The 17,198-nt window shown below is 70.2% G+C and carries 17 protein-coding genes; 1 reads left to right on the top strand and 16 read right to left on the bottom strand.

Features of this window, described 5'->3' with window-relative positions; translation table 11 throughout:
* The first annotated feature begins 43 nt into the window (after positions 1-43).
* A complete protein-coding gene (locus ACIREE_RS23920; RefSeq protein ID WP_404155595.1) occupies positions 44-1,681 on the top strand; it encodes a hypothetical protein in 1,638 nt (545 codons plus the stop codon).
* Here the strand turns inward: ACIREE_RS23920 and ACIREE_RS23915 are convergent.
* From ACIREE_RS23915 to ACIREE_RS23840, 16 genes are all read right to left on the bottom strand, one after another.
* A complete protein-coding gene (locus tag ACIREE_RS23915; RefSeq protein ID WP_404155592.1) occupies positions 1,655-2,848 on the bottom strand; it encodes a lytic murein transglycosylase in 1,194 nt (397 codons plus the stop codon). The two genes, ACIREE_RS23920 and ACIREE_RS23915, sit on opposite strands and share 27 nt — an antisense overlap.
* Before the next feature lie 36 nt (positions 2,849-2,884).
* Complete coding sequence (locus ACIREE_RS23910) at positions 2,885-3,604, bottom strand: hypothetical protein (RefSeq protein WP_404155589.1); 720 nt, start codon at positions 3,602-3,604, stop codon at positions 2,885-2,887.
* A 17-nt stretch (positions 3,605-3,621) separates the two neighbouring features.
* Positions 3,622-4,149 (bottom strand): nuclear transport factor 2 family protein, encoded by a 528-nt coding sequence (locus ACIREE_RS23905; RefSeq protein WP_404156048.1) that lies wholly within the window; start codon positions 4,147-4,149, stop codon positions 3,622-3,624.
* Between the two features lie 47 nt (positions 4,150-4,196).
* The gene (locus ACIREE_RS23900; RefSeq protein WP_404155586.1) at positions 4,197-5,048 is read right to left on the bottom strand and encodes a hypothetical protein; all 852 of its coding nucleotides are present in this window, start codon (positions 5,046-5,048) and stop codon (positions 4,197-4,199) included.
* Positions 5,045-5,542, bottom strand: a complete 498-nt coding sequence (locus ACIREE_RS23895; RefSeq protein ID WP_404156045.1) for a hypothetical protein — start codon at positions 5,540-5,542, stop codon at positions 5,045-5,047. The genes ACIREE_RS23900 and ACIREE_RS23895 overlap by 4 nt, the downstream gene beginning before the upstream one ends.
* Positions 5,542-6,780, bottom strand: coding sequence for an MCE family protein (locus tag ACIREE_RS23890; RefSeq protein ID WP_404155584.1), 1,239 nt, complete (start codon positions 6,778-6,780; stop codon positions 5,542-5,544). The genes ACIREE_RS23895 and ACIREE_RS23890 overlap by 1 nt, the downstream gene beginning before the upstream one ends.
* A complete protein-coding gene (locus ACIREE_RS23885; protein ID WP_404156043.1) occupies positions 6,777-7,880 on the bottom strand; it encodes an MCE family protein in 1,104 nt (367 codons plus the stop codon). The genes ACIREE_RS23890 and ACIREE_RS23885 overlap by 4 nt, the downstream gene beginning before the upstream one ends.
* A gap of 50 nt (positions 7,881-7,930) precedes the next feature.
* The gene (locus tag ACIREE_RS23880) at positions 7,931-8,932 is read right to left on the bottom strand and encodes an MCE family protein (RefSeq protein ID WP_404156040.1); all 1,002 of its coding nucleotides are present in this window, start codon (positions 8,930-8,932) and stop codon (positions 7,931-7,933) included.
* A 10-nt stretch (positions 8,933-8,942) separates the two neighbouring features.
* Positions 8,943-10,007: an MCE family protein gene (locus ACIREE_RS23875; protein WP_404155582.1), complete on the bottom strand. Its 1,065-nt coding sequence runs from the start codon at positions 10,005-10,007 to the stop codon at positions 8,943-8,945.
* Positions 10,007-11,071, bottom strand: coding sequence for an MCE family protein (locus tag ACIREE_RS23870; RefSeq protein WP_404155580.1), 1,065 nt, complete (start codon positions 11,069-11,071; stop codon positions 10,007-10,009). The genes ACIREE_RS23875 and ACIREE_RS23870 overlap by 1 nt, the downstream gene beginning before the upstream one ends.
* Positions 11,068-12,318 (bottom strand): MCE family protein, encoded by a 1,251-nt coding sequence (locus ACIREE_RS23865; protein ID WP_404155577.1) that lies wholly within the window; start codon positions 12,316-12,318, stop codon positions 11,068-11,070. Before ACIREE_RS23865 ends, ACIREE_RS23870 begins: the two co-directional genes overlap by 4 nt.
* Before the next feature lie 2 nt (positions 12,319-12,320).
* Complete coding sequence (locus tag ACIREE_RS23860; protein WP_404155574.1) at positions 12,321-13,127, bottom strand: MlaE family ABC transporter permease; 807 nt, start codon at positions 13,125-13,127, stop codon at positions 12,321-12,323.
* A 6-nt stretch (positions 13,128-13,133) separates the two neighbouring features.
* Entirely contained in the window at positions 13,134-13,937 is an 804-nt protein-coding gene (locus tag ACIREE_RS23855; protein ID WP_404156037.1) for an MlaE family ABC transporter permease, read from the bottom strand.
* 190 nt (positions 13,938-14,127) lie between these two features.
* On the bottom strand, positions 14,128-15,135 hold the full coding sequence (locus ACIREE_RS23850) for an ABC transporter ATP-binding protein (RefSeq protein ID WP_404155571.1): 1,008 nt from the start codon (positions 15,133-15,135) through the stop codon (positions 14,128-14,130).
* 427 nt (positions 15,136-15,562) lie between these two features.
* The gene (locus ACIREE_RS23845) at positions 15,563-15,847 is read right to left on the bottom strand and encodes a hypothetical protein (protein ID WP_404155568.1); all 285 of its coding nucleotides are present in this window, start codon (positions 15,845-15,847) and stop codon (positions 15,563-15,565) included.
* A gap of 326 nt (positions 15,848-16,173) precedes the next feature.
* Positions 16,174-17,109 (bottom strand): hypothetical protein, encoded by a 936-nt coding sequence (locus ACIREE_RS23840; protein ID WP_404155566.1) that lies wholly within the window; start codon positions 17,107-17,109, stop codon positions 16,174-16,176.
* Positions 17,110-17,198 lie beyond the last annotated feature (89 nt).

The following is a 17,198-nucleotide window of genomic DNA, read 5'->3' as shown; positions in this document are numbered from 1 at the left end:
GCACCGCACCGGGCACCGCAACGGAACGAACGGACCGCTACCCGTGGCCACGGCCGACCTGCCCCTGGGGCGTGCACCGGCACGCCGACGCCCTGCCCTTGCCGCGCACCACCGTGTGGCCCTGCTCGCGACCGTGCCCACGCTGCCCCTCTACGTGGTGTGGGCGCTGTTCCTGGCGACCGGCGGCGGCGATCTCGCGGCCCAGCAGGCCTGGGCGCGGTTCGCGGCCGATCACGGGGCGTCGGCGTACAACCTGTTCTGGTACGGCGGCATGCACACCGCCAACTACTCGCTGATCTCGCCGTATCTGATGGCGGAGCTCGGCGTGCGGCCGGTGACGGTGGCGTCGGGGGTGGCGGCGGCCTGGCTCGGTGCCGTCCTCGTCGTACGGACCGGAATCAGCCGTCCTCTGGTCCCGGCCGTCCTGCTCTCCCTGGCGCTGTGGTGCAACGTGGCGTCGGGGCGTACGACCTTCGCGCTCGGCGTCGCGTTCGGCCTCGGCGCCTGCGTGGCGCTGTGCGGGCGGCGTGGGTGGGGCGGGCTCGTGGCCGCGGTGGCCTGCGGGGCGCTCGCCACGATGGCGTCACCGGTGGCCGGGCTGTTCCTCGCCGTCGTCGGAGCCGGGTATCTGGGCGCCCGCGACTGGCGGCGGGCGGCGGCGCTGCTGGTGCCGCCCACGGTGGTGGTGGGCACGACGACGCTGCTCTTCCCGTTCAAGGGCGAGCAGTTGATGCCGCTGAGCCGGATCTGGCCACCGGTCCTGTTCGCGCTGGTGCTGGTGGTGGCGGGCCCGCGGCGCTGGCGGGTGGCGCGCTGGGCGGCCGCGGCGTACGCGGTCGGCACCGTCCTCACGTATCTCATCCCCTCCCCCATCGGTACGAACGTGGAGCGGCTCGCCGAACTGGCAGCGCCTGCCGCCCTGTTGGCGGCGGTCAGGACACCGGGCCTGACCCGTGCGAAGGCGATGGTCCTCGTGGTCGCCCTCGTGCTGTCCTCGGCGTGGGTGGTGAAGAAGACGGCCGACGACCTTCAGGTATCGACGCGGGTCCCGTCCTGGGCGGCCGAAACGCAGGGTGTCGTACGGGAGTTGAAGCGGCTCGGCGCGGACCGTACCCGGGTCGAGGTGATCCCGGCCCGCAATCACCGGGAGGCGACCCGGCTCGCCCCGTACGTGAACATGGCGCGTGGCTGGAACCGGCAGCTCGACATCGAGCGCGGGCGGCTCTTCTACGACGGTACGTTCTCCGCGTCGACGTACCGGGCCTGGCTCGACCGGTGGGCCGTCGGCTTCGTCGTGCTGCCGGAGGGCAAGCCGGACGGGTTCGCCGAGCAGGAGGCCGCGTTCGTGCGCGGCGGCACCCGCTACCTGGAGCCGGTGTGGCGCGACCCGCACTGGCGGGTGTTCCGGGTGCGCGACGCGGTGCCGCTGGTCTCCGCGCCCGCGTCCGTCGTCAGCTCGGACGGGGCGCGGGTCACGGTCCGCTTCCGGCAGGCGGGCGCGGCGACGCTGCGGGTCGCGTACTCGCCCTGGCTCAAGTCCGAGGACGGCTGCTTGAAGGTGCGCGAGCAGGGCGAGTTCACGGAGCTGACGGCGCCCGCCGCCGGTACCTACCGGATCGGCTCCCACTGGGAGCCGTCACCGTCGCCGGGCGCCTCAGGCGGCGGGTGTCTCGCACGGTGAAGGCGTGTCCGACGGGCTCGTGGTCGGGGTCGGGGTGTCGGACGGGGTGGCCGAATCCGTCGGGGAGGGGCTGTCGGTGGGGCAGTCGGACGGGGCGCCGGGGTCGGTCGGCCCGCCGGTGGTGGGCGGATCCGTGGGGGGCGTCGTGGTCGGCCCGGGAGTCGGGGTGCCGGTGTCGGACGGGCCGGGCGTCGGACTCGGCTCACCGGTGGGCTTCGGGGTCGTACTCGGCCCGGGGGTCGTGCTCGGCTTCGGGCTCTTGGTCGGGTCGGGGCCGATGACGATGCCGCCACCGCCGCCCCCATGGCCCACCGGCTCCGTGGCCGGGGTCTTGGATCCCGCGCCCGGAGTGGCCGGAACCACGCCATGCCCGTCCGGCACGGTGTGCACGCCCTCCCGGTAGAACTCCAGCCAGTGCAGCACGAGTTGGAGGTAGTCGCGGGAGTAGTTGTAGCTGAGGACCGCCCGCTCCAGGCCGGCCGGGGTGCCCACGTCGCGGTTGCCCGCGCACAGGTAGTGCCCGGCGCCGAGGGCGGCGTCGAAGATGTTGTTGGGGTCGGCGCGGCCGTCGCCGTTGCCGTCGGCGCCCCAGCGGCGCCAGGTCCCCGGCAGGAACTGCATGGGCCCGACGGCCCGGTCGTACACGGCGTCGCCGTCCCAGGCGCCGCCCTCGCTGTCGCGGATCAGGGCGAAGCCGTCGCCGTTGAGCGCGGGCCCGGTGATGCGGTGCAGGGTATTGCCCCGCGCGTCGACGTCGCCGCCGCGGGCCTGCCCCGACTCGACCTTGCCGATCGCCGCGAGCAGCTGCCAGGGCAGCCGGCAGCCCGGGTCGGTACGGGCGACGGTGGACTCGGCGCGGCGGTAGGCGGCGAGGACGGTGGCCGGGATGCCGGACTCGGCTTTGAGCCGCTGCACCGGGTACGTCATGTTCGGCGCCTGCGGGGCTTCGAGGGGCGGCAGTTCGGTGTGGTACGAGTCGTCGCCCTGGGAGTCGACGCGCGGCAGCGGCCCGGCGGCCACGGCGACCGGATCGCTGTCCGCGGCGGCCTCTTGTCTCAACTCCCGTACGACATGGGGGGCTTGGGACGCGGTCAGCAGCGCGGTCGCGGCGACGGCCACGGCGGTGCCGCGCAGGCGGCGGCTCAGTCGGATACGCGGGGTTCGCATGGGGCCCTTTCTGTCCGGGTCTGGCGGGGGCGCGGCTCAGCTGCCGCCGAAGGTGTCGATGGCGGAGACCAGCCAGCGACCGTCCCGGTGGACGAGGTCGACGGCGAGCATCGCGCCCGCGTAGTTGGCGGCGTCCTTCGCCTGCGCGGCGGTACTGGTGCTGCTCTGGTCGGCGAAGACGAGCACCCGGGCGCGGTCGCCTTCGATGCGTTCCACGGCGCTGTCGGTGACGGTCGTGGTCACCACGGTCTTCTGCTTCTTGGCCTGGGCGAGCACGGGGGCGAGGAGCGTGCGGTGCTGGGCGACGGCCTTGCCGGTGAGGTAGGTGGCGGCGGCCTTCTCCTGGATCTCCGGGTTGGCGTGGTCGTACGAGAACAGCGCGTTCACGGCCTTGCCCGCCTGCCCCTTGACCTCGCTGGTGCGGGCGGGGTCGGTGAGGGCGGTGTTGTTCGTCGCCGCGTCGTCCTCGAGGCCGCGTGTCTGGGCGTACGCCCATCCGGCGAAGGCACCCAGGAGGAGGGTGAGGAGGCAGAGGCCGGCGACAAGGGCGCGGCGGGCGCGGCCGGGGTCTGCCGCCGTCGGTGCCGGACTGTCCTGACGGTCCGGTGAGACGCGGGTCCGGCGCTTCGGGGTGGCGTCGTCACGATCGACCGGCACGGTGGTCCCGGAGGGCGGTGCGGCCGCCGCGACGGGCGGCGCGGGTTTCTGGGCCAGGCGGCGCTGGCGGTTGATGTGGTGGCGGGTCGTCGTCGACATCCCTCGGTCCTTTCCGGTCAGTCGGTGGTCGCGGTGGAGCCGACCGATGCCTGGCCGAGGGCGCTGAGCTTCCAGTGGCCGTCGGTGCGGGTGAGTTCGCCGAGCATGCGGCTGTCCTTGTCGGTGGCCTTCTGTCCGGAGGCCCGTACGGTGACGCGCAGGGCGACCATGACGCGGGCGCGGCCTGCGCGTTCGTCGAGCTCGGTCACGGCACCGGACAGCACCTTGGCCGTGGAGACGGTCTTGGCGGTCTGCACCTGCTTGGTGAACGCCGTCCGGCCCTTGACGAGTTGGCTGTGCAGGTCACCGGTGGTGGAGGATTCCCAGAGGTCGAGGCCGGGCTCCAGCTTGCGGTGATCGAGGGTGTTGAGGTTCTGCACGGCCTGTTCCCCGGCCTCCAGGGCGTCGTCGCGGGCGGTCGCGAATCCGGCGGTGTCGTCGTGGGCGGCCCCGTACCAGGACCAGCCGGCCCATGCGGCGATCCCGCCCGCGAGGAGGGTGAGGGCGAGCGCGGCGATGAGCAGCGGCTGCGTGACCCGGGACATGCGCGCCCCTTTCATCAGGTGCATCAGGTGCATCAGGTGCATCGGGTTCATCGGGCTTTGATGTCGACGATCTGCCATACGTCGTCGTGGAGTTCTGCGGTGACGGAGAGCTGGGCGGCGGACGTGGTGGGCTTCTTCGTGCCTCGCCGGGCGGTCTGGTCGAGGAAGGCGAGCAGGTGCGCGGTGTTCCCGCGCAGGCTCACGGTGCCGACCCGCACGGTCTGCGTGGTGAGGCTGACGTGCTGGCTGCGGACGTTCTCCGTGACCTGGGCGAAGAGCTGGGTGTACTGCCGCGCGGCCCGCCCCGACAGGACGGTGCGGGCGGAGCGTTCGGTGGCCTCGGTGCCGCCGGGCGTGTACGAGAAGACCTTGGCGAGCGCGCTGCTCACGTCCCCGTTGACCCGGGTGGTCGCCTCGACGTCCGTCAGGGCGTGGTTCCCGGCGGCGGGCGCGTCCCGCAGTTCATGGGCCTGGTAGAGCAGCACGCCTCCCGCGAGGGCCACGAGGACGGCACCGGCGGCGACCCCGAGGGCGACCCGCCGCTCCCGCCAGGGGCGCGCCGCTGCCTCGCCGCTCTTGTCGGCCTCTTCACCGTCGCCGGGCTCCTGCCCGCTGTCGGCGTCCACCGAGTCGGCACTCTCCGAAGCGGCCGCGTCGTCCGTACCGGGCACGTCGTCCGTACCGGGCACGTCGTCCGTACCGCCCGTGTCCTCCGTGTCGGCCCCCCGAGTGCCGCGCAACCGGCGCCACATCCCACCGGCCGCGCGGGGCGGCGCCTCGACCGCGTCCTCCCGGGGCCGGGTCTCGTCGGCCGTCAGCAGCCGCAGCACGGCTCCGGTCCCGGCCCCGGTCTCGGCCCCGGTCCCCTCGGTCGCGCTCTCGTCCTTGTCCGTCGTCACCCGGACACCTCCGTCACCGGTACCGCGTTCAGCGTCTTCACCTTCCAGGTGCCGTCGGAGTCCCGGGTGAGGACCGCCTCCAGGCGTTTGCGGTCCGTCGTCGGCGACTTGGTGGCCTTCTGAGTCGTCTCCACCCGGACCGTCGCGATGAGCTTCGCCGTGCCGGCGCGGTCGTCCAGGGCGGTGACCGCCGCGTCCGTGACGACGCCGCGCGAGGACGCCCCGGCGGCCGGGGAGAGGCGGCCCAGCTGGGTGCGGAGCGGGCCCGATGTGACGGTCTTCCATGTGGTCACGCCGGCCTTGGCGTGGGCCGCCGTCGACGCGTCCAGGGTGGACAGCGTGGCGACGGCCGCGCGCCCGTCGGCGAGTGCCGCGTCCCGGGCCCGGCCGTACGCGAGGTCGTCGTCACCCCGCGCCTGCGCGTACGACCAGGCCCCCGTCCCGCACAGCGCGAGCGCCACGGCGAGCCCCACCCCCGTGAGGGCCCGGCGCATCATGAGGCGTCCCCTGTACGGGAGTTCAGGCCGAGGAGGTCGGACATCCCGGAGGACGACGTCGCCGCCCCCGACTCGGCGACGGAGGGCAACGACAGCGCTCCGGGCCGGGCCGGCTCCGGCACCGCGCCACCCCGCGGCGCGTTCGCCGAGCCGCGCACACCGACCCCGCTCGACGCCGACGCCGTACAGCGGGCCCCGGTGTTGAGGGCGGGCGCGGGACTCAGGTCCGTACCGAGGCGGTACTTCGTTCCGGAGTATCCGGCCGTGCAGGGAAGCGGTTTGAAGAAGGTGACCGCCATGCCGAGGTTGACCTTCTTTCCGTCGACGGCCGTGGCGCCCGCGGCGACGGCCTGGGGGAGCTTCACGAGAAGTTCCTCGGTGCCGCGCTGCCGGGTGACGGCGACCTCGGAGGTGGTGAGGAGGTTGGCGAGGACGACGCCGAGTTCCGGATTCATGTCCCGGAGCACGCCGCTGAGCTGGGTGGACGCCTCGGGCGCGGCCATGATCAGGCGGCGCAGATCCGCGTCGGAACTCTTCAGGGTCGCCGCGAGATCCTTCGCCCCGGACGCGAAGTCCCGTATCGCCGCGCCCTCCTCGGCCTGCGTGCGCAGCACGACCGCTCCGTCGTCGATGAGCTTCGTGGTCTGCGGCAGCGCCCGGTCGGCGGCCTCGACGAAGTCGGAGCCGTTGTCCAGGAGGATCTGGAGGTCCTCGCCGCGCCCTTCGAAGGCCTTGCCGAACTCGTCGACCACCGTGCGCAGCGAGTCGAGCGGCACGGACGTGGTCAGGTCGTCGACGCTCGCGAGGACGTCCGTGACCGGCCGCGGCACGCTCGTCGCGGTCGGGTCGATGTGCGCGCCGTCGGCGAGGTAGGGCCCGTCGGACCGGTCGGGGCGCAGGTCGATGTACTGCTCGCCGACCGCCGACAGGCTCGCCACGACGGCCTTGGCGTCGTCGGGGATGCGGGGCGCCGCCTTCTTGATGCGCAGGTCGGCCTCGACCCCGTCCGAGGTGAGCTCGATCGCTCCGACGCGGCCCACGGAGACTCCGCGATAGGTGACATCGGAGTGAGTGAAAAGACCGCCGGTGCGCGGGAGTTCGACCTTGACGGTGTAGTAGTCGGCGGCTCCGACGTATCGGCCGAGGTCGGCGTAGCGGATACCGAGGAAGGCCAGCACGAGGACGGCGATGACGAGGAACGCGAGGTTCTTGAGCCGCACGGCGAGGGTGATCACCGGGTGCCTCCGCTCGACGGCAGGGGCAACGGCGACGACTGCTGCTTCTTCTTCTGCTGCTTCTGCTCCTGCGCGGTCTCCGTGGGAGTCGGCGAAGGTGAGGATGCGGCCTCGGTCAGCGGCGGGATCAGCGTCGTACCGGGCTCGGCCGTGAGGTCGAGATACGCGTTGAGGTAGTCGCCCTTGATGCCGCGCAGCACCTCGTCGGTGAACGGGTACGTGAGCAGCACCTGGAGCGAGTCGGGGAGGTCCTTGCCGGAGTCGGCGAGTGTCTTGAGGGTGGGGGCGATCGCCTTGAGGTCGGCGACCATGTCGGCCTTGCCGGTGTCGATGGTGTCGACGGCGACGTCCTGGAGCCGGTCGAGGGAGCGCAGCATCGTCATCAGTGAACCGCGCTGCTTCTCCAGGGTTTTGAGGCCGGGCGAGAGATCGGTGAGCACGGTCCCGACGTCCTCCTTGCGGTGCGCGAGCGTGGCCGACAGGCGGTTGACGCCGTCGAGGGCGGCGGTGATGTCGCCGCGGTGGTCGTCGAGGTCGGTGACGAGGGTGTTGACCCGGCGCAGGGTGGAGCGGACCTCGGTCTCGCGGCCGCCGATGGCCGAGTTGAGTTCGGTGGTGATGGTCTTGAGCTGGTTGACGCCGCCGCCGTTGAGCAGCAGTGACAGGGCGCCGAAGACCTCTTCGACCTCGGTGTTGCGGCCGGTGCGCGCCAGCGGGATGCGGTCGCCCGCGCCGAGCGTTCCTGTGCCGTCCTTCGGTGCGACGAGCTGGACGTACTTCTCGCCGAGCAGGCTGGACTGTTCGAGCTGGGCGCTGGTGCCCGCCGGCAGATGTACGTCGCCGTTGACCCTCATCGTGACGCGGGCGGACCAACTGCCCTTGCCCGGAAGGGAGATGCTGGTGACCCGGCCCACCGCGACGTCGTTCACCTTCACCGCGGACTGCGGGACGAGGCTCAGGACGTCCTTCATGTCGGCCGTGATCGTGTACGGGTGGGAGCCCAGGTCGGCGCCGCCGGGCAGCGGCAGGTCCTCGACGCCGTTGAACGACGGTGTCGGCACGCTGATGACGCCGATGGTCAGGAGGAAGGCCGTCGTGATGGCGAGTGCGGCCGCGGCCGCCGCGCCCGCGCGGATTCTCGACTGCTGTGTCACTGCTCACCGCCCACCGCGGGCAGCGGCAGCAGCGGCCCGCCCATGCTCAGCTCGTTGAGGTTGGCCCGCCCGTCCAGGGTGCGGGTCTTCGGGTTGTACGCGTTCACGACGTTGCCGGCGGCGAGTGGCGCGACGTCCAACGCCTCGGCCAGTGAAGCCCGTTGGTCGACGAGTGTCTGGGTGAGGGGTACGAGCCGGTCGACGTTCTTCTTCAGCTCGCCCCGGTTGTCCTTGATGAAGGTCTTGACCTGTCCGAGGGCGGCGCCGAGTTCTTTCAGGGCGCCCGCGAGATCGTCCTTGTTGTCGGCGAAGTAGCTGGTGACGTCGTCGAGGTTCTCCTGCGCGGTGCGCACACCGCCGTCCTTCTCCTTCAACATCGTGGTGAAGGACTGGAGTTGGGCGAGGGTGGTGAACAGGTCGTCGCTGCTGCCGTTCAGGGTCTTGGCGGCCTGGCCGAACTGCTCGATGCTGTCGCCCATCGCGGCCCCGTTGCCCTTGAGGTTCTTCGCGCCGGTGTCGAGCAGACCGGACAGCGCGCCCTCGGCGTTGGCGCCGCCGGGTCCGAGCGCCTTGCTCAGTTCGGTGATGCTGTCGTAGAGCTGGTCGACCTCGACGGGGGTGCGGTTGCGGGACGCGGGCAGTTTCGCCCCGTCGTGGAGCGCGGGCCCGGACGTGTAGGCGGGGGTGAGCTGCACGTACCGGTCGGCGACGACGCTGGGCGCGACGGCGACGGCCCGGGCGCCGGCCGGCACTTTCACCCCGTCGTCGAGGTCGAGGGTGACTTTCACCTGCGTGCCTTCGGGCCGCACGGATCCGACCTTGCCCACCCGCACACCGAGGATCCGCAGGTCGGACCCTGCGTAGATGCCGACGGCCCGGTCGAAGTAGGCGGTGATGCGGGTGCCGCCCGGGGTGGTGGCGCGGACGCCGACGACCCCGGCGGCGATCAGTACGGCGAGCGCGAGCCCGCCGACGAGGAGTTTGCGGCGTACGGTCATCGTCGCCATGTCATCCACCGGCCTTCACGTCGTACGTCCCGTTCTTCGGCGGCATGCAGGAGGTCTTGGGCAGCGAGGACGCGGGCAGGTAGTCGCGGGGCACGACGCCGCACAGGTAGCTGTCGAACCAGCGGCCGTTGCCGAGGGTGTTGCCGATGAGCCGGTAATAGGGGCCGACGAGTGCGAGGGTCTTGTCGAGCTTGCCCTGGTTCTTCTCCAGGACGTCGGTGACCCGGCCGAGCGCCTTGAGGGTCGGCCCGAGCTGCTTCTCGTTGTCGTCGACGAGCCCGCCGAGTTCGCGGCCGAGCGCCTCGCTGCCGCTGAGCAGCGCCTTGATGGCGGTGCGCCGCTTCTTCAGCTCGCCCAGCAGGGAGCCGCCGTCGTCGATGAGCGTCTCGAAGCTCGACTTCTTGGTCTCCAGCGTCTTCGTCAACTTCTTGCTTCCCGCGAGGAGTTGTGCGAGTTCGGTGTCGCGCGACGACACGGTCTTCGACAGCGCGGACAGCCCCTTCACGGCCGCCTTCACATCGGGCGGCGAGTCCTTGAAGGTCTCGGAGATCGTCTCGAAGCTCGCGGCGAGCTGCTTCGTGTCGATGTCGTCGATGGTGCCGCTGAGGTCCTCGAAGGCCTGCGTGACGTCGTACGGGGATGTGGTGCGGGAGACCGGAATGCGGGAGCCCGGGTCCTGCTTTCCGCCGCCGACCGGGTCGAGGGCGACGTACTTGTCGCCGAGCAACGTCTTGATGGCGATGGCGGCGGTCGTCCGGTCGCCGATCCAGGTGGAGTCGTCCTTGATGTCGAAGGAGACCTTGACCTTGTTGCCGTCGAGGGCGACGCCGGTGACCTCGCCGACCTTCACGCCGGCGATCCGCACCTCGTCGCCGTCGCCGAGCCCGGCGGCCTCGGTGAAGTCGGCGGTGTAGGTGGTGCCGCCGCCGACGACGGGCAGGCTGCTCACATTGACCGCGGCGAGCGCGAGCAGGGCGAGCACCACCAGGCCGACGACGGCGACGCCGACGGGGTTGCGCTCCTTGACGGGCTTGAGCCGGGGTCGCCGGGAGACCGGGTTCCGCATCACTGGCACCTCGCTTCGGTGACGGAGATGCCGGTCGGTGGCTTCGACCCGTCGGACATTTTCACGCCGCCGACCTTCGCCTCGCAGAGATAGAGGTTGAACCAGGACCCGTACGACGACAGGCGGGACAGGGCGGTCAGCTTGGCGGGGGTCTTGTCGAGGAAGTTCTGGATCTGCGGGATGCCGTCACCGAGCGAGGTGGACAGGCGGCCCAGCTGGTGGATGTCGTCCTTCAGCGGCTTCCGCGCGTCCTGGAGGAACCCGGCGGTGACCGTGGTCAGGTCGCCCATCGCCTCGACGGCGTCGCCGAGCGGTTTGCGGTCCTCCTTGAACCCGGAGACAAGTTCCTTGAGGGTGGTGACGAGGTCGTCGAACTGGTCCTCGCGGTCGTTGATGGTGGTCAGGACGTCCGTCAGGTTCCCGATGACCTCACCGATCACCTTGTCCTTGGCGGCGACGGTCGTCGACAGGGAGCCGACGTGCTCGATGAGGCTGTCGACGGTGCCGCCCTCGCCTTGCAGGACTTTCACGATGGACCCGGCGAGATCGTTGACGTCGTGCGGGGACAGGCCCTCGAACAGCGGCTTGAACCCGTTGAAGAGGAGGGTCAGGTCGAGCGCGGGCGTGGTCCGGGCGAGGGGGATGGTGGCACCGGAGGTGAGCTCCCCCGCCCCGCCCCCGGTGCCACGTTCCAGGGACACGTACCGCTGGCCGACCATGTTGAGGTACTTCACGGCGGCCGTGGTGGTGCCCGGCAGACGCCGGTCGTCGTCGACGGTGAAGGTGACCTGGGCGGTGCGCCGGTCGACGACCCGCACGTCGGTGACCTCGCCGACCTTGACGCCGGAGATGCGTACGCCGTCGCCGTCGATGAGCCCGGTGACGTCGGTGAACAGGGCCTTGTACGTGTCGGTGTCCGTCGCCACCCCGGTGTTGGCGATGCTCAGGCCGAGCACGGTGGTGGCCAGCGCGGTGACGACGACGAAGATGAAGGACTTCACGAGCGGCCCGGCGAGGGACCGCCGCTTGATGTGCTGGAACCCGGCTTCTTCGCTGCTGCTCACTTCAGCTTCACCGCCGTCCCCCGGTACAGCGGTCCGACGAGCAGGCTCGACCAGTCGGGCAGGTCGTCGGGCGAGGCCTTGGCGGCGGGCGCGATGAGCTCGTTCACCAGGTCGTTCTCCTGCGGCGAGTTGGCGGGCCCGAGATCCTGCGCGGCGGACGCGGTGGCGGTGACGGGCGCTTTGGCGGTCGCCGCGCCGAGGTACGGCACCGGATAGCAGTGCGGCCCGCCACCGGAGGTGTACGCGGGAGTGTCACTTCCGGCGACGTAACTCCCCCTGGAGGGAACGGTGTTGACGTCCACATGCAGTCCGGGCTGATCGGTCCCCTTGCCCAGCACCCGGTCCATGCGCGGCACGAAGTCGGCGAGGGTGCGCAGGGTGCACGGGAAGGAGGACGAGTACTTCGCGAGCAGTTCGAGGGTGGGGCGTGAGGTGTCGGAGAGCCGGATGATGTTGTCCTGGTTGGCGCGCAGGAAGGCGTCGAGGTCGTCGGCGGCCTGGGTGGTGCTGCCGTAGGCGCCGGCGAGGTCGCTCTCCTTCTCGGCGATCGTGCCGCTGGTGGTGGTGAAGTCGGTGAGCGCGTCGATGATGCCGGGCGCGGCGTCGGCGTACACCTGCGAGACCTTGACGAGCTGCTTCAGGTCCTCGTTCAGGGTCGGCAGGTTGGGATTGAACTTCCGCAGGTGGGCGTCGAGTTGGGTGAGCGTGTCACCGAGCCTGGACCCTCGTCCTTCGAGCGCCTGCGAGACGGCGGACAGCGTGGACGACAGCTTCTGCGGCTGTACGGCGGTCAGCATGGGCAGGACGTCGTCGAGGACCTGCTGCAGCTCGATGGCGTTGGCGGAACGGTCCTGCGGGATGGTGGCCCCGGCCGTCAGCATCCGCGTACTGGGATCGCTCGGCGGTACGAGGGCGACGTACCGCTCGCCGAAGAGGGTGGTCGGCAGCATCTGTGCGCGGACGTCGTCGGGGACGCTGTCGAGGGCGCCCGGCTTCAGCGCGAGGGTGAGGCGGGCCCCGGTGGGTGTGGCGTCGATGTCCCTGACCTCGCCGAGGACGACGCCGCGCAGCTTCACTTCGGCGCCGAGGTGCATCTCGTTGCCGACGCTGCCGGTCTCCACGACGACGTCGTCGGAGGAGACGAAGTCCTTGTTGTAGACGGCGACGGCGAGCCAGATGAGCAGGGCGGGCACGACGAGGAACACCAGGCCCGCGAGTCTGCGGCGGACGATCTCCGTGCTTGTCATCGTCACCCCGCCACCTTCACGGTCGTGGTGGCGCCCCACAGAGCGAGGGAGAGGAAGAAGTCGGTGACGGAGATGAGCACGATGGCGTTGCGCACGGACCGCCCGACGGCGACGCCCACCCCGGCAGGACCGCCCGTGGCCCGATACCCGTAATAGCAATGCGCGACGATCACCATGACGCTGAAGATGAGCACTTTCAGCACGGACAGCAGCACATCGGTCGGCGACAGGAAGAGATTGAAGTAGTGGTCGTACGTACCTGCCGACTGCCCGTTGAAGACGACGGTGACCAGGCGCGAGGCGAGGTACGAGGAGAGCAGCCCGATCGCGTAGAGCGGGATGATGGCGACGACGCCGGCGATGATGCGGGTGGTGACGAGGTACGGCAGGGACCGGATGCCCATCCCTTCCAGCGCGTCGACCTCCTCGTTGATCCGCATGGCGCCGAGCTGGGCGGTGAACCCGGCGCCGACGGTGGCGGAGAGCGCGAGGCCCGCGACCAGCGGGGCGATCTCGCGGGTGTTGAAGTAAGCGGAGACGAACCCGGTGAAGGCGGCGGTGCCGATCTGGTCGAGAGCGGCATATCCCTGAAGGCCCACCACAGTTCCGGTCGCGGCGGTCATCGCGATCATCACGCCGATGGTGCCGCCGATGACACCGAGCCCGCCGGAGCCGAAGGCGACCTCGGCGAGCAGCCGCTGCACTTCTTTCGTGTACCGGACGAGAGTGCGGGGCACCCACAGCAACGCGCGTATATAGAACAGAAGTTGGTCGCCACCGCGGTCGAGCCAGACGAGTGGAGAGGCCATGACGGTTCAGCCCCCCTTCGGCGGAACGATCTGGAGGTAGATGCCGGTCATCACCATGTTCACGAAGAAGAGCAGGATGAAGGTGATGACGACGGACTGGTTGACGGCGTCGCCCACACCCTTCGGGCCGCCGCGCGGATTGAGCCCGCGGTAGGCGGCGACGATCCCGGCGATGAACCCGAAGATGAGGGCTTTCAGCTCGCTGATGTAGAGGTCGGGAAGCTGGGCGAGCGCGGAGAAACTCTGCAAGTAGGCGCCAGGAGTGCCGTGTTGCAGGACGACGTTGAAGAAGTAGCCGCCGAGGGTGCCGACGACGGACACCATGCCGTTCAGCAGGAGCGCGACCGTCATGGTGGCCAGCACGCGCGGCACGACGAGGCGCTGCACGGGCGAGACGCCCATGACGGCCATCGCGTCCAGCTCCTCGCGGATCTTGCGCGAGCCCAGGTCGGCGCAGATGGCGGAGCCGCCCGCGCCCGCGATGAGCAGGGCGACGATGAGGGGGCTGGCCTGCTGGATGACGGCGAGGACGCTGGCGCCGCCGGTGAAGGACTGCGCCCCCAACTGCTGTGTCAGCGAACCGACTTGGAGCGCGATGACAGCGCCGAACGGGATCGATACGAGGGCCGCCGGCAGGATGGTGACGCTGGCGATGAACCAGAACTGCTCGACGAACTCCCGGAACTGGAACGGGCGGCGAAAGACTGCCCGCGCGACTTCCAGCCCGAGCGCGAACAGTTTGCCGGTCTGGCGGAGGGGGCCGAGGAGGGGGTTCGGGGTACGGGGGGCTGCGCCCGGCTTTCCCTCGATGTCGCTCGCCGGAGCCTTGTCGTCGACGCTCACTGGGTCACCGCCAGGGGCGCGGGGAACTGCGCGACCAGCCACGACGCGCTCCGCACCTGAAGACGAGACCTCAAGCGGCGCTTGTGCAGAGCCCCGGGGCTCTGCCCCGGACCCCGCTCCTCAATCGCCGGAGGGGCTTGATTTGTGATCGGCAGCATCACAGCGTCCCCCCGGCCCGGGGCAGCACCGCGGTCGGCGCCATCGCATCGGACCCGTACGTGGCCAAGATCGCGGCCCGCGCCGACTCCGGCAACGTGTCAAGCATCCCCAACACCCGCGCCCGGCGCCGGGCAACGGCGGCCCGCTCCCCGAGGCCCGGCGAAGGCTGGAGCTGCGGTACAAGGGCCCGGGGCTCCACGACCGCCGCACCGCCGGAGGCCTCCGCGGCCAGCGTCGCCGCGTCCTTCTCCTCCGACATCCCGATGGGCCCCGCCTTGCTGGCGGTGAGGAACTGCGCCACGACCGGCTCGCGGCTGGTCAGCAGAACCTCCCGGGGCCCGAACGTCACCAGGTTCCGCCGGAACAGCATCCCCATGTTGTCGGGCACGGTCGCGGCGATGTCGAGGTTGTGGGTGACGATGAGCATCGTCGCGTCGATCTGGGTGTTCAGGTCGATGAGCAGCTGCGAGATGAACGCCGTACGGACGGGGTCGAGCCCGGAGTCGGGTTCGTCGCAGAGGATGATCTGGGGGTCGAGGACAAGAGCCCGCGCGAGACCGGCCCGCTTCCTCATGCCGCCGCTGATCTCCCCGGGCAACTTCCCTTCGGCGCCCAGGAGTCCGACGACGTCGATCCGCTCCATGACGATGCGGCGGATCTCCGATTCCTTCTTCTTCGTGTGCTCGCGCAGCGGGAAGGCGATGTTGTCGAAGAGGTTCATCGAGCCGAACAGGGCGCCGTCCTGGAACATCAGGCCGAACAGCTTCCGGGCCTCCATGATGTCCCGCTCGGGGCTGCGCGCCATGTCGACGCCGTCGACGAGGACGCGGCCCCGCTCGGGCTTGAGCAGACCGATCAACGACTTCAGGAAGACGGTCTTACCCGTGCCGGACGGGCCGAGCATGACGCTCACTTCGCCGGCGGGCAGGGTGAGGCTGACGTCCTGCCAGATCTGCTGCTTGCCGAAGGACTTGGTGAGCCCCTCGACCTTCACTTCGATTCCCATCGCTTCTCACCTTCAGCGAGCGAACTCGGCAGCGCACGGTAATTCGCTTCATACGTGCCGGACAAGATCTCGGAGCGACCGCCCCGAATCTTTCTGAAAACTTGTCATCCGATGACAAGAGACCGGTTCTCTCCTATCCGGGGATGAGTGAAACCACTGAGTCCCGAGGCCGCCCCACAGTTGGAGGCGGGGCCCCGACTCGCCGGGGGTACGGCGAAGAATCGGGGCCCCGTCACGGAGACACCGGCCAGAAGGAGGGTGCAGACCGGATCTCCTGCAACTCCTGGCCGGCGGGGGGCCGTCGACCAGGAGCGTAGGAACTTTTTCCGACGTTACGACCGAGTAACCTTGCCTAGCAATAGCATTTCGACAATTTCCCGCACCGATTCCGGCCCGCCCGTGGATTTATCACCTGGCGACAAGACGGTCAGGCGGGTGGGGTGATTTGTTGCTTGGGGGCGAGGGTGTAGGTCGCCTTGATGTCGAGCGTGTCACCGGAGTGGAAGAGCCCGAGGCAGGACACCCCCGGACCAGCCACGAGCTGACTGGCCGGCACCCCGTCGAGGCCCGTGCTCAGCCGACCGGTGGCGTTGTCGTACTGACCGTAAAGAGTTCCGGTCCACTTCGTGGTACAACCCGTCGCGGACCAGTTGAACTCGATCCCACTGACGGATACGTCCACCTTGGAGGGGTTGGCGACATTGCGTCCCAACAAGTTGATCTTCCAGGGGCCCGCACCCGGGGTGAGGCTGAAGGGAATCCCAGCGAGGACGCAGGTCGAGTACGACGGTACGAGAGTCCCGGCGGCCAGACCGTCGGAGTCACTGGTCGCGAGCGATCCTGAGATGTGCCCAGCGCCACAGGCCAGCGTCAGAGCCCCGGCCCGAAACCAAGGTTTGACCGCATCCCCCGCATAACTCCCACCAGGACTGACCGTCCACGCCCCACTCCCCGTGGCGGACGCCGACGTCACCGACACCCCCAGCGCGGCGACGAGCGCAAGCCCACCCGTCACCGCCCTGCGCAGCAGCAACCGCATCACTTGACAGCCGAGTGCCAGTACTGGGAGAACACCTTGCCCTGGTTCGGCGCGGCGGCGCCCGGGTCGTTCAGGGTGCCCAGGTAGGTCGAGGTGTTGTTGAGCTTGACGCTGTTCACGCCCGAGGCGGCCGGAAGGCCGGACTTGAGGTTGACGGCCCAGTTGAAGGCGCCGAGCCCGAGGGGACCGCAACCGCTCGCACCCGGTGCCGCGAAGGTGAGGTCCTGCTGGGTGGAGCCGGTCAGCGCGAGCCGGCCGAACGGTCCGGATTCGGCGGGCGTGCCATTGGAGGCGGCGCTGTCCGCTGCGACGTTCGGCGCGGCGGCGTTCCCCGGGCGCAGGATGACCGGCGCGGACTTGGTGCCGATGTAGCAGTTGCTGCCGATGAGCGGGTTGCTGAGGTGGACGCGGACCGGGATCGAGATGATCGGTACGCCCTCGGAGACCCCGGCGAGCAGCTGGAAGTCGGAGGGGGTGCCCACGGATTCTACGGTCGCGACGACCCGGTTGACCGTGCTGTTGGTGATCTGCCCGCAGACGGCGCTGACGACGGGCACAGAGCTGGGACACATCAGTCCCAGCAGACCGCCGGGCAGGTCGGCGGGGTCGGCGATGAGTGCGCCGCTCGACGGGGCGACCACCGTGTTGGTGCCGTCGGAGTGGGTGACGATGCCCACCTGGAGGTCGGTCTTGCCCGTAGGTACGACCGAGCTGCCGATCTTGATGACACCGCTGGCCGAGCTGGAGGAGATGCACGTCGCCTGGTCGTTGATGCCGTCGGCGCCCAGCATGGTGGCGTTGTCGACCGGGCAGCGGTTGAACGGCGCCCAGTTTCCGTTCAGCTGGGTGCCGGCCGCGGAGGACGTACCGATGGAGGCGATCGTGGCCAGGGCCGCCGTCGCGCCGAGGACGGACATACGTCTGAGAGTGGCCATGCCGGTTTTCCCTTCTCGTAGGGGAATGCGAGCCCGGACGTTACTCACGGGAAACCTTTCGCACAATGGGCCTTGCTGACAGTTCTTCC

The organism is Streptomyces sp. NPDC102467, assembly GCF_044765445.1.
Classification (GTDB): Bacteria; Actinomycetota; Actinomycetes; order Streptomycetales; family Streptomycetaceae; genus Streptomyces.
Note: the sequence above shows the minus strand (reverse complement) of the source record. Positions and strands in the feature narration are given on the sequence as shown.

Coding starts and splice junctions, on each gene's coding strand:
- ACIREE_RS23915 (WP_404155592.1), bottom strand. CDS start 2,848: ATGCGAACCCCGCGTATCCGACTGAGCCGCCGCCTGCGCGGCACCGCC.
- ACIREE_RS23910 (WP_404155589.1), bottom strand. CDS start 3,604: ATGTCGACGACGACCCGCCACCACATCAACCGCCAGCGCCGCCTGGCC.
- ACIREE_RS23905 (WP_404156048.1), bottom strand. CDS start 4,149: ATGTCCCGGGTCACGCAGCCGCTGCTCATCGCCGCGCTCGCCCTCACC.
- ACIREE_RS23895 (WP_404156045.1), bottom strand. CDS start 5,542: ATGCGCCGGGCCCTCACGGGGGTGGGGCTCGCCGTGGCGCTCGCGCTG.
- ACIREE_RS23880 (WP_404156040.1), bottom strand. CDS start 8,932: ATGACCGTACGCCGCAAACTCCTCGTCGGCGGGCTCGCGCTCGCCGTA.
- ACIREE_RS23875 (WP_404155582.1), bottom strand. CDS start 10,007: ATGCGGAACCCGGTCTCCCGGCGACCCCGGCTCAAGCCCGTCAAGGAG.
- ACIREE_RS23865 (WP_404155577.1), bottom strand. CDS start 12,318: ATGACAAGCACGGAGATCGTCCGCCGCAGACTCGCGGGCCTGGTGTTC.
- ACIREE_RS23860 (WP_404155574.1), bottom strand. CDS start 13,127: ATGGCCTCTCCACTCGTCTGGCTCGACCGCGGTGGCGACCAACTTCTG.
- ACIREE_RS23850 (WP_404155571.1), bottom strand. CDS start 15,135: ATGGGAATCGAAGTGAAGGTCGAGGGGCTCACCAAGTCCTTCGGCAAG.
- ACIREE_RS23840 (WP_404155566.1), bottom strand. CDS start 17,109: ATGGCCACTCTCAGACGTATGTCCGTCCTCGGCGCGACGGCGGCCCTG.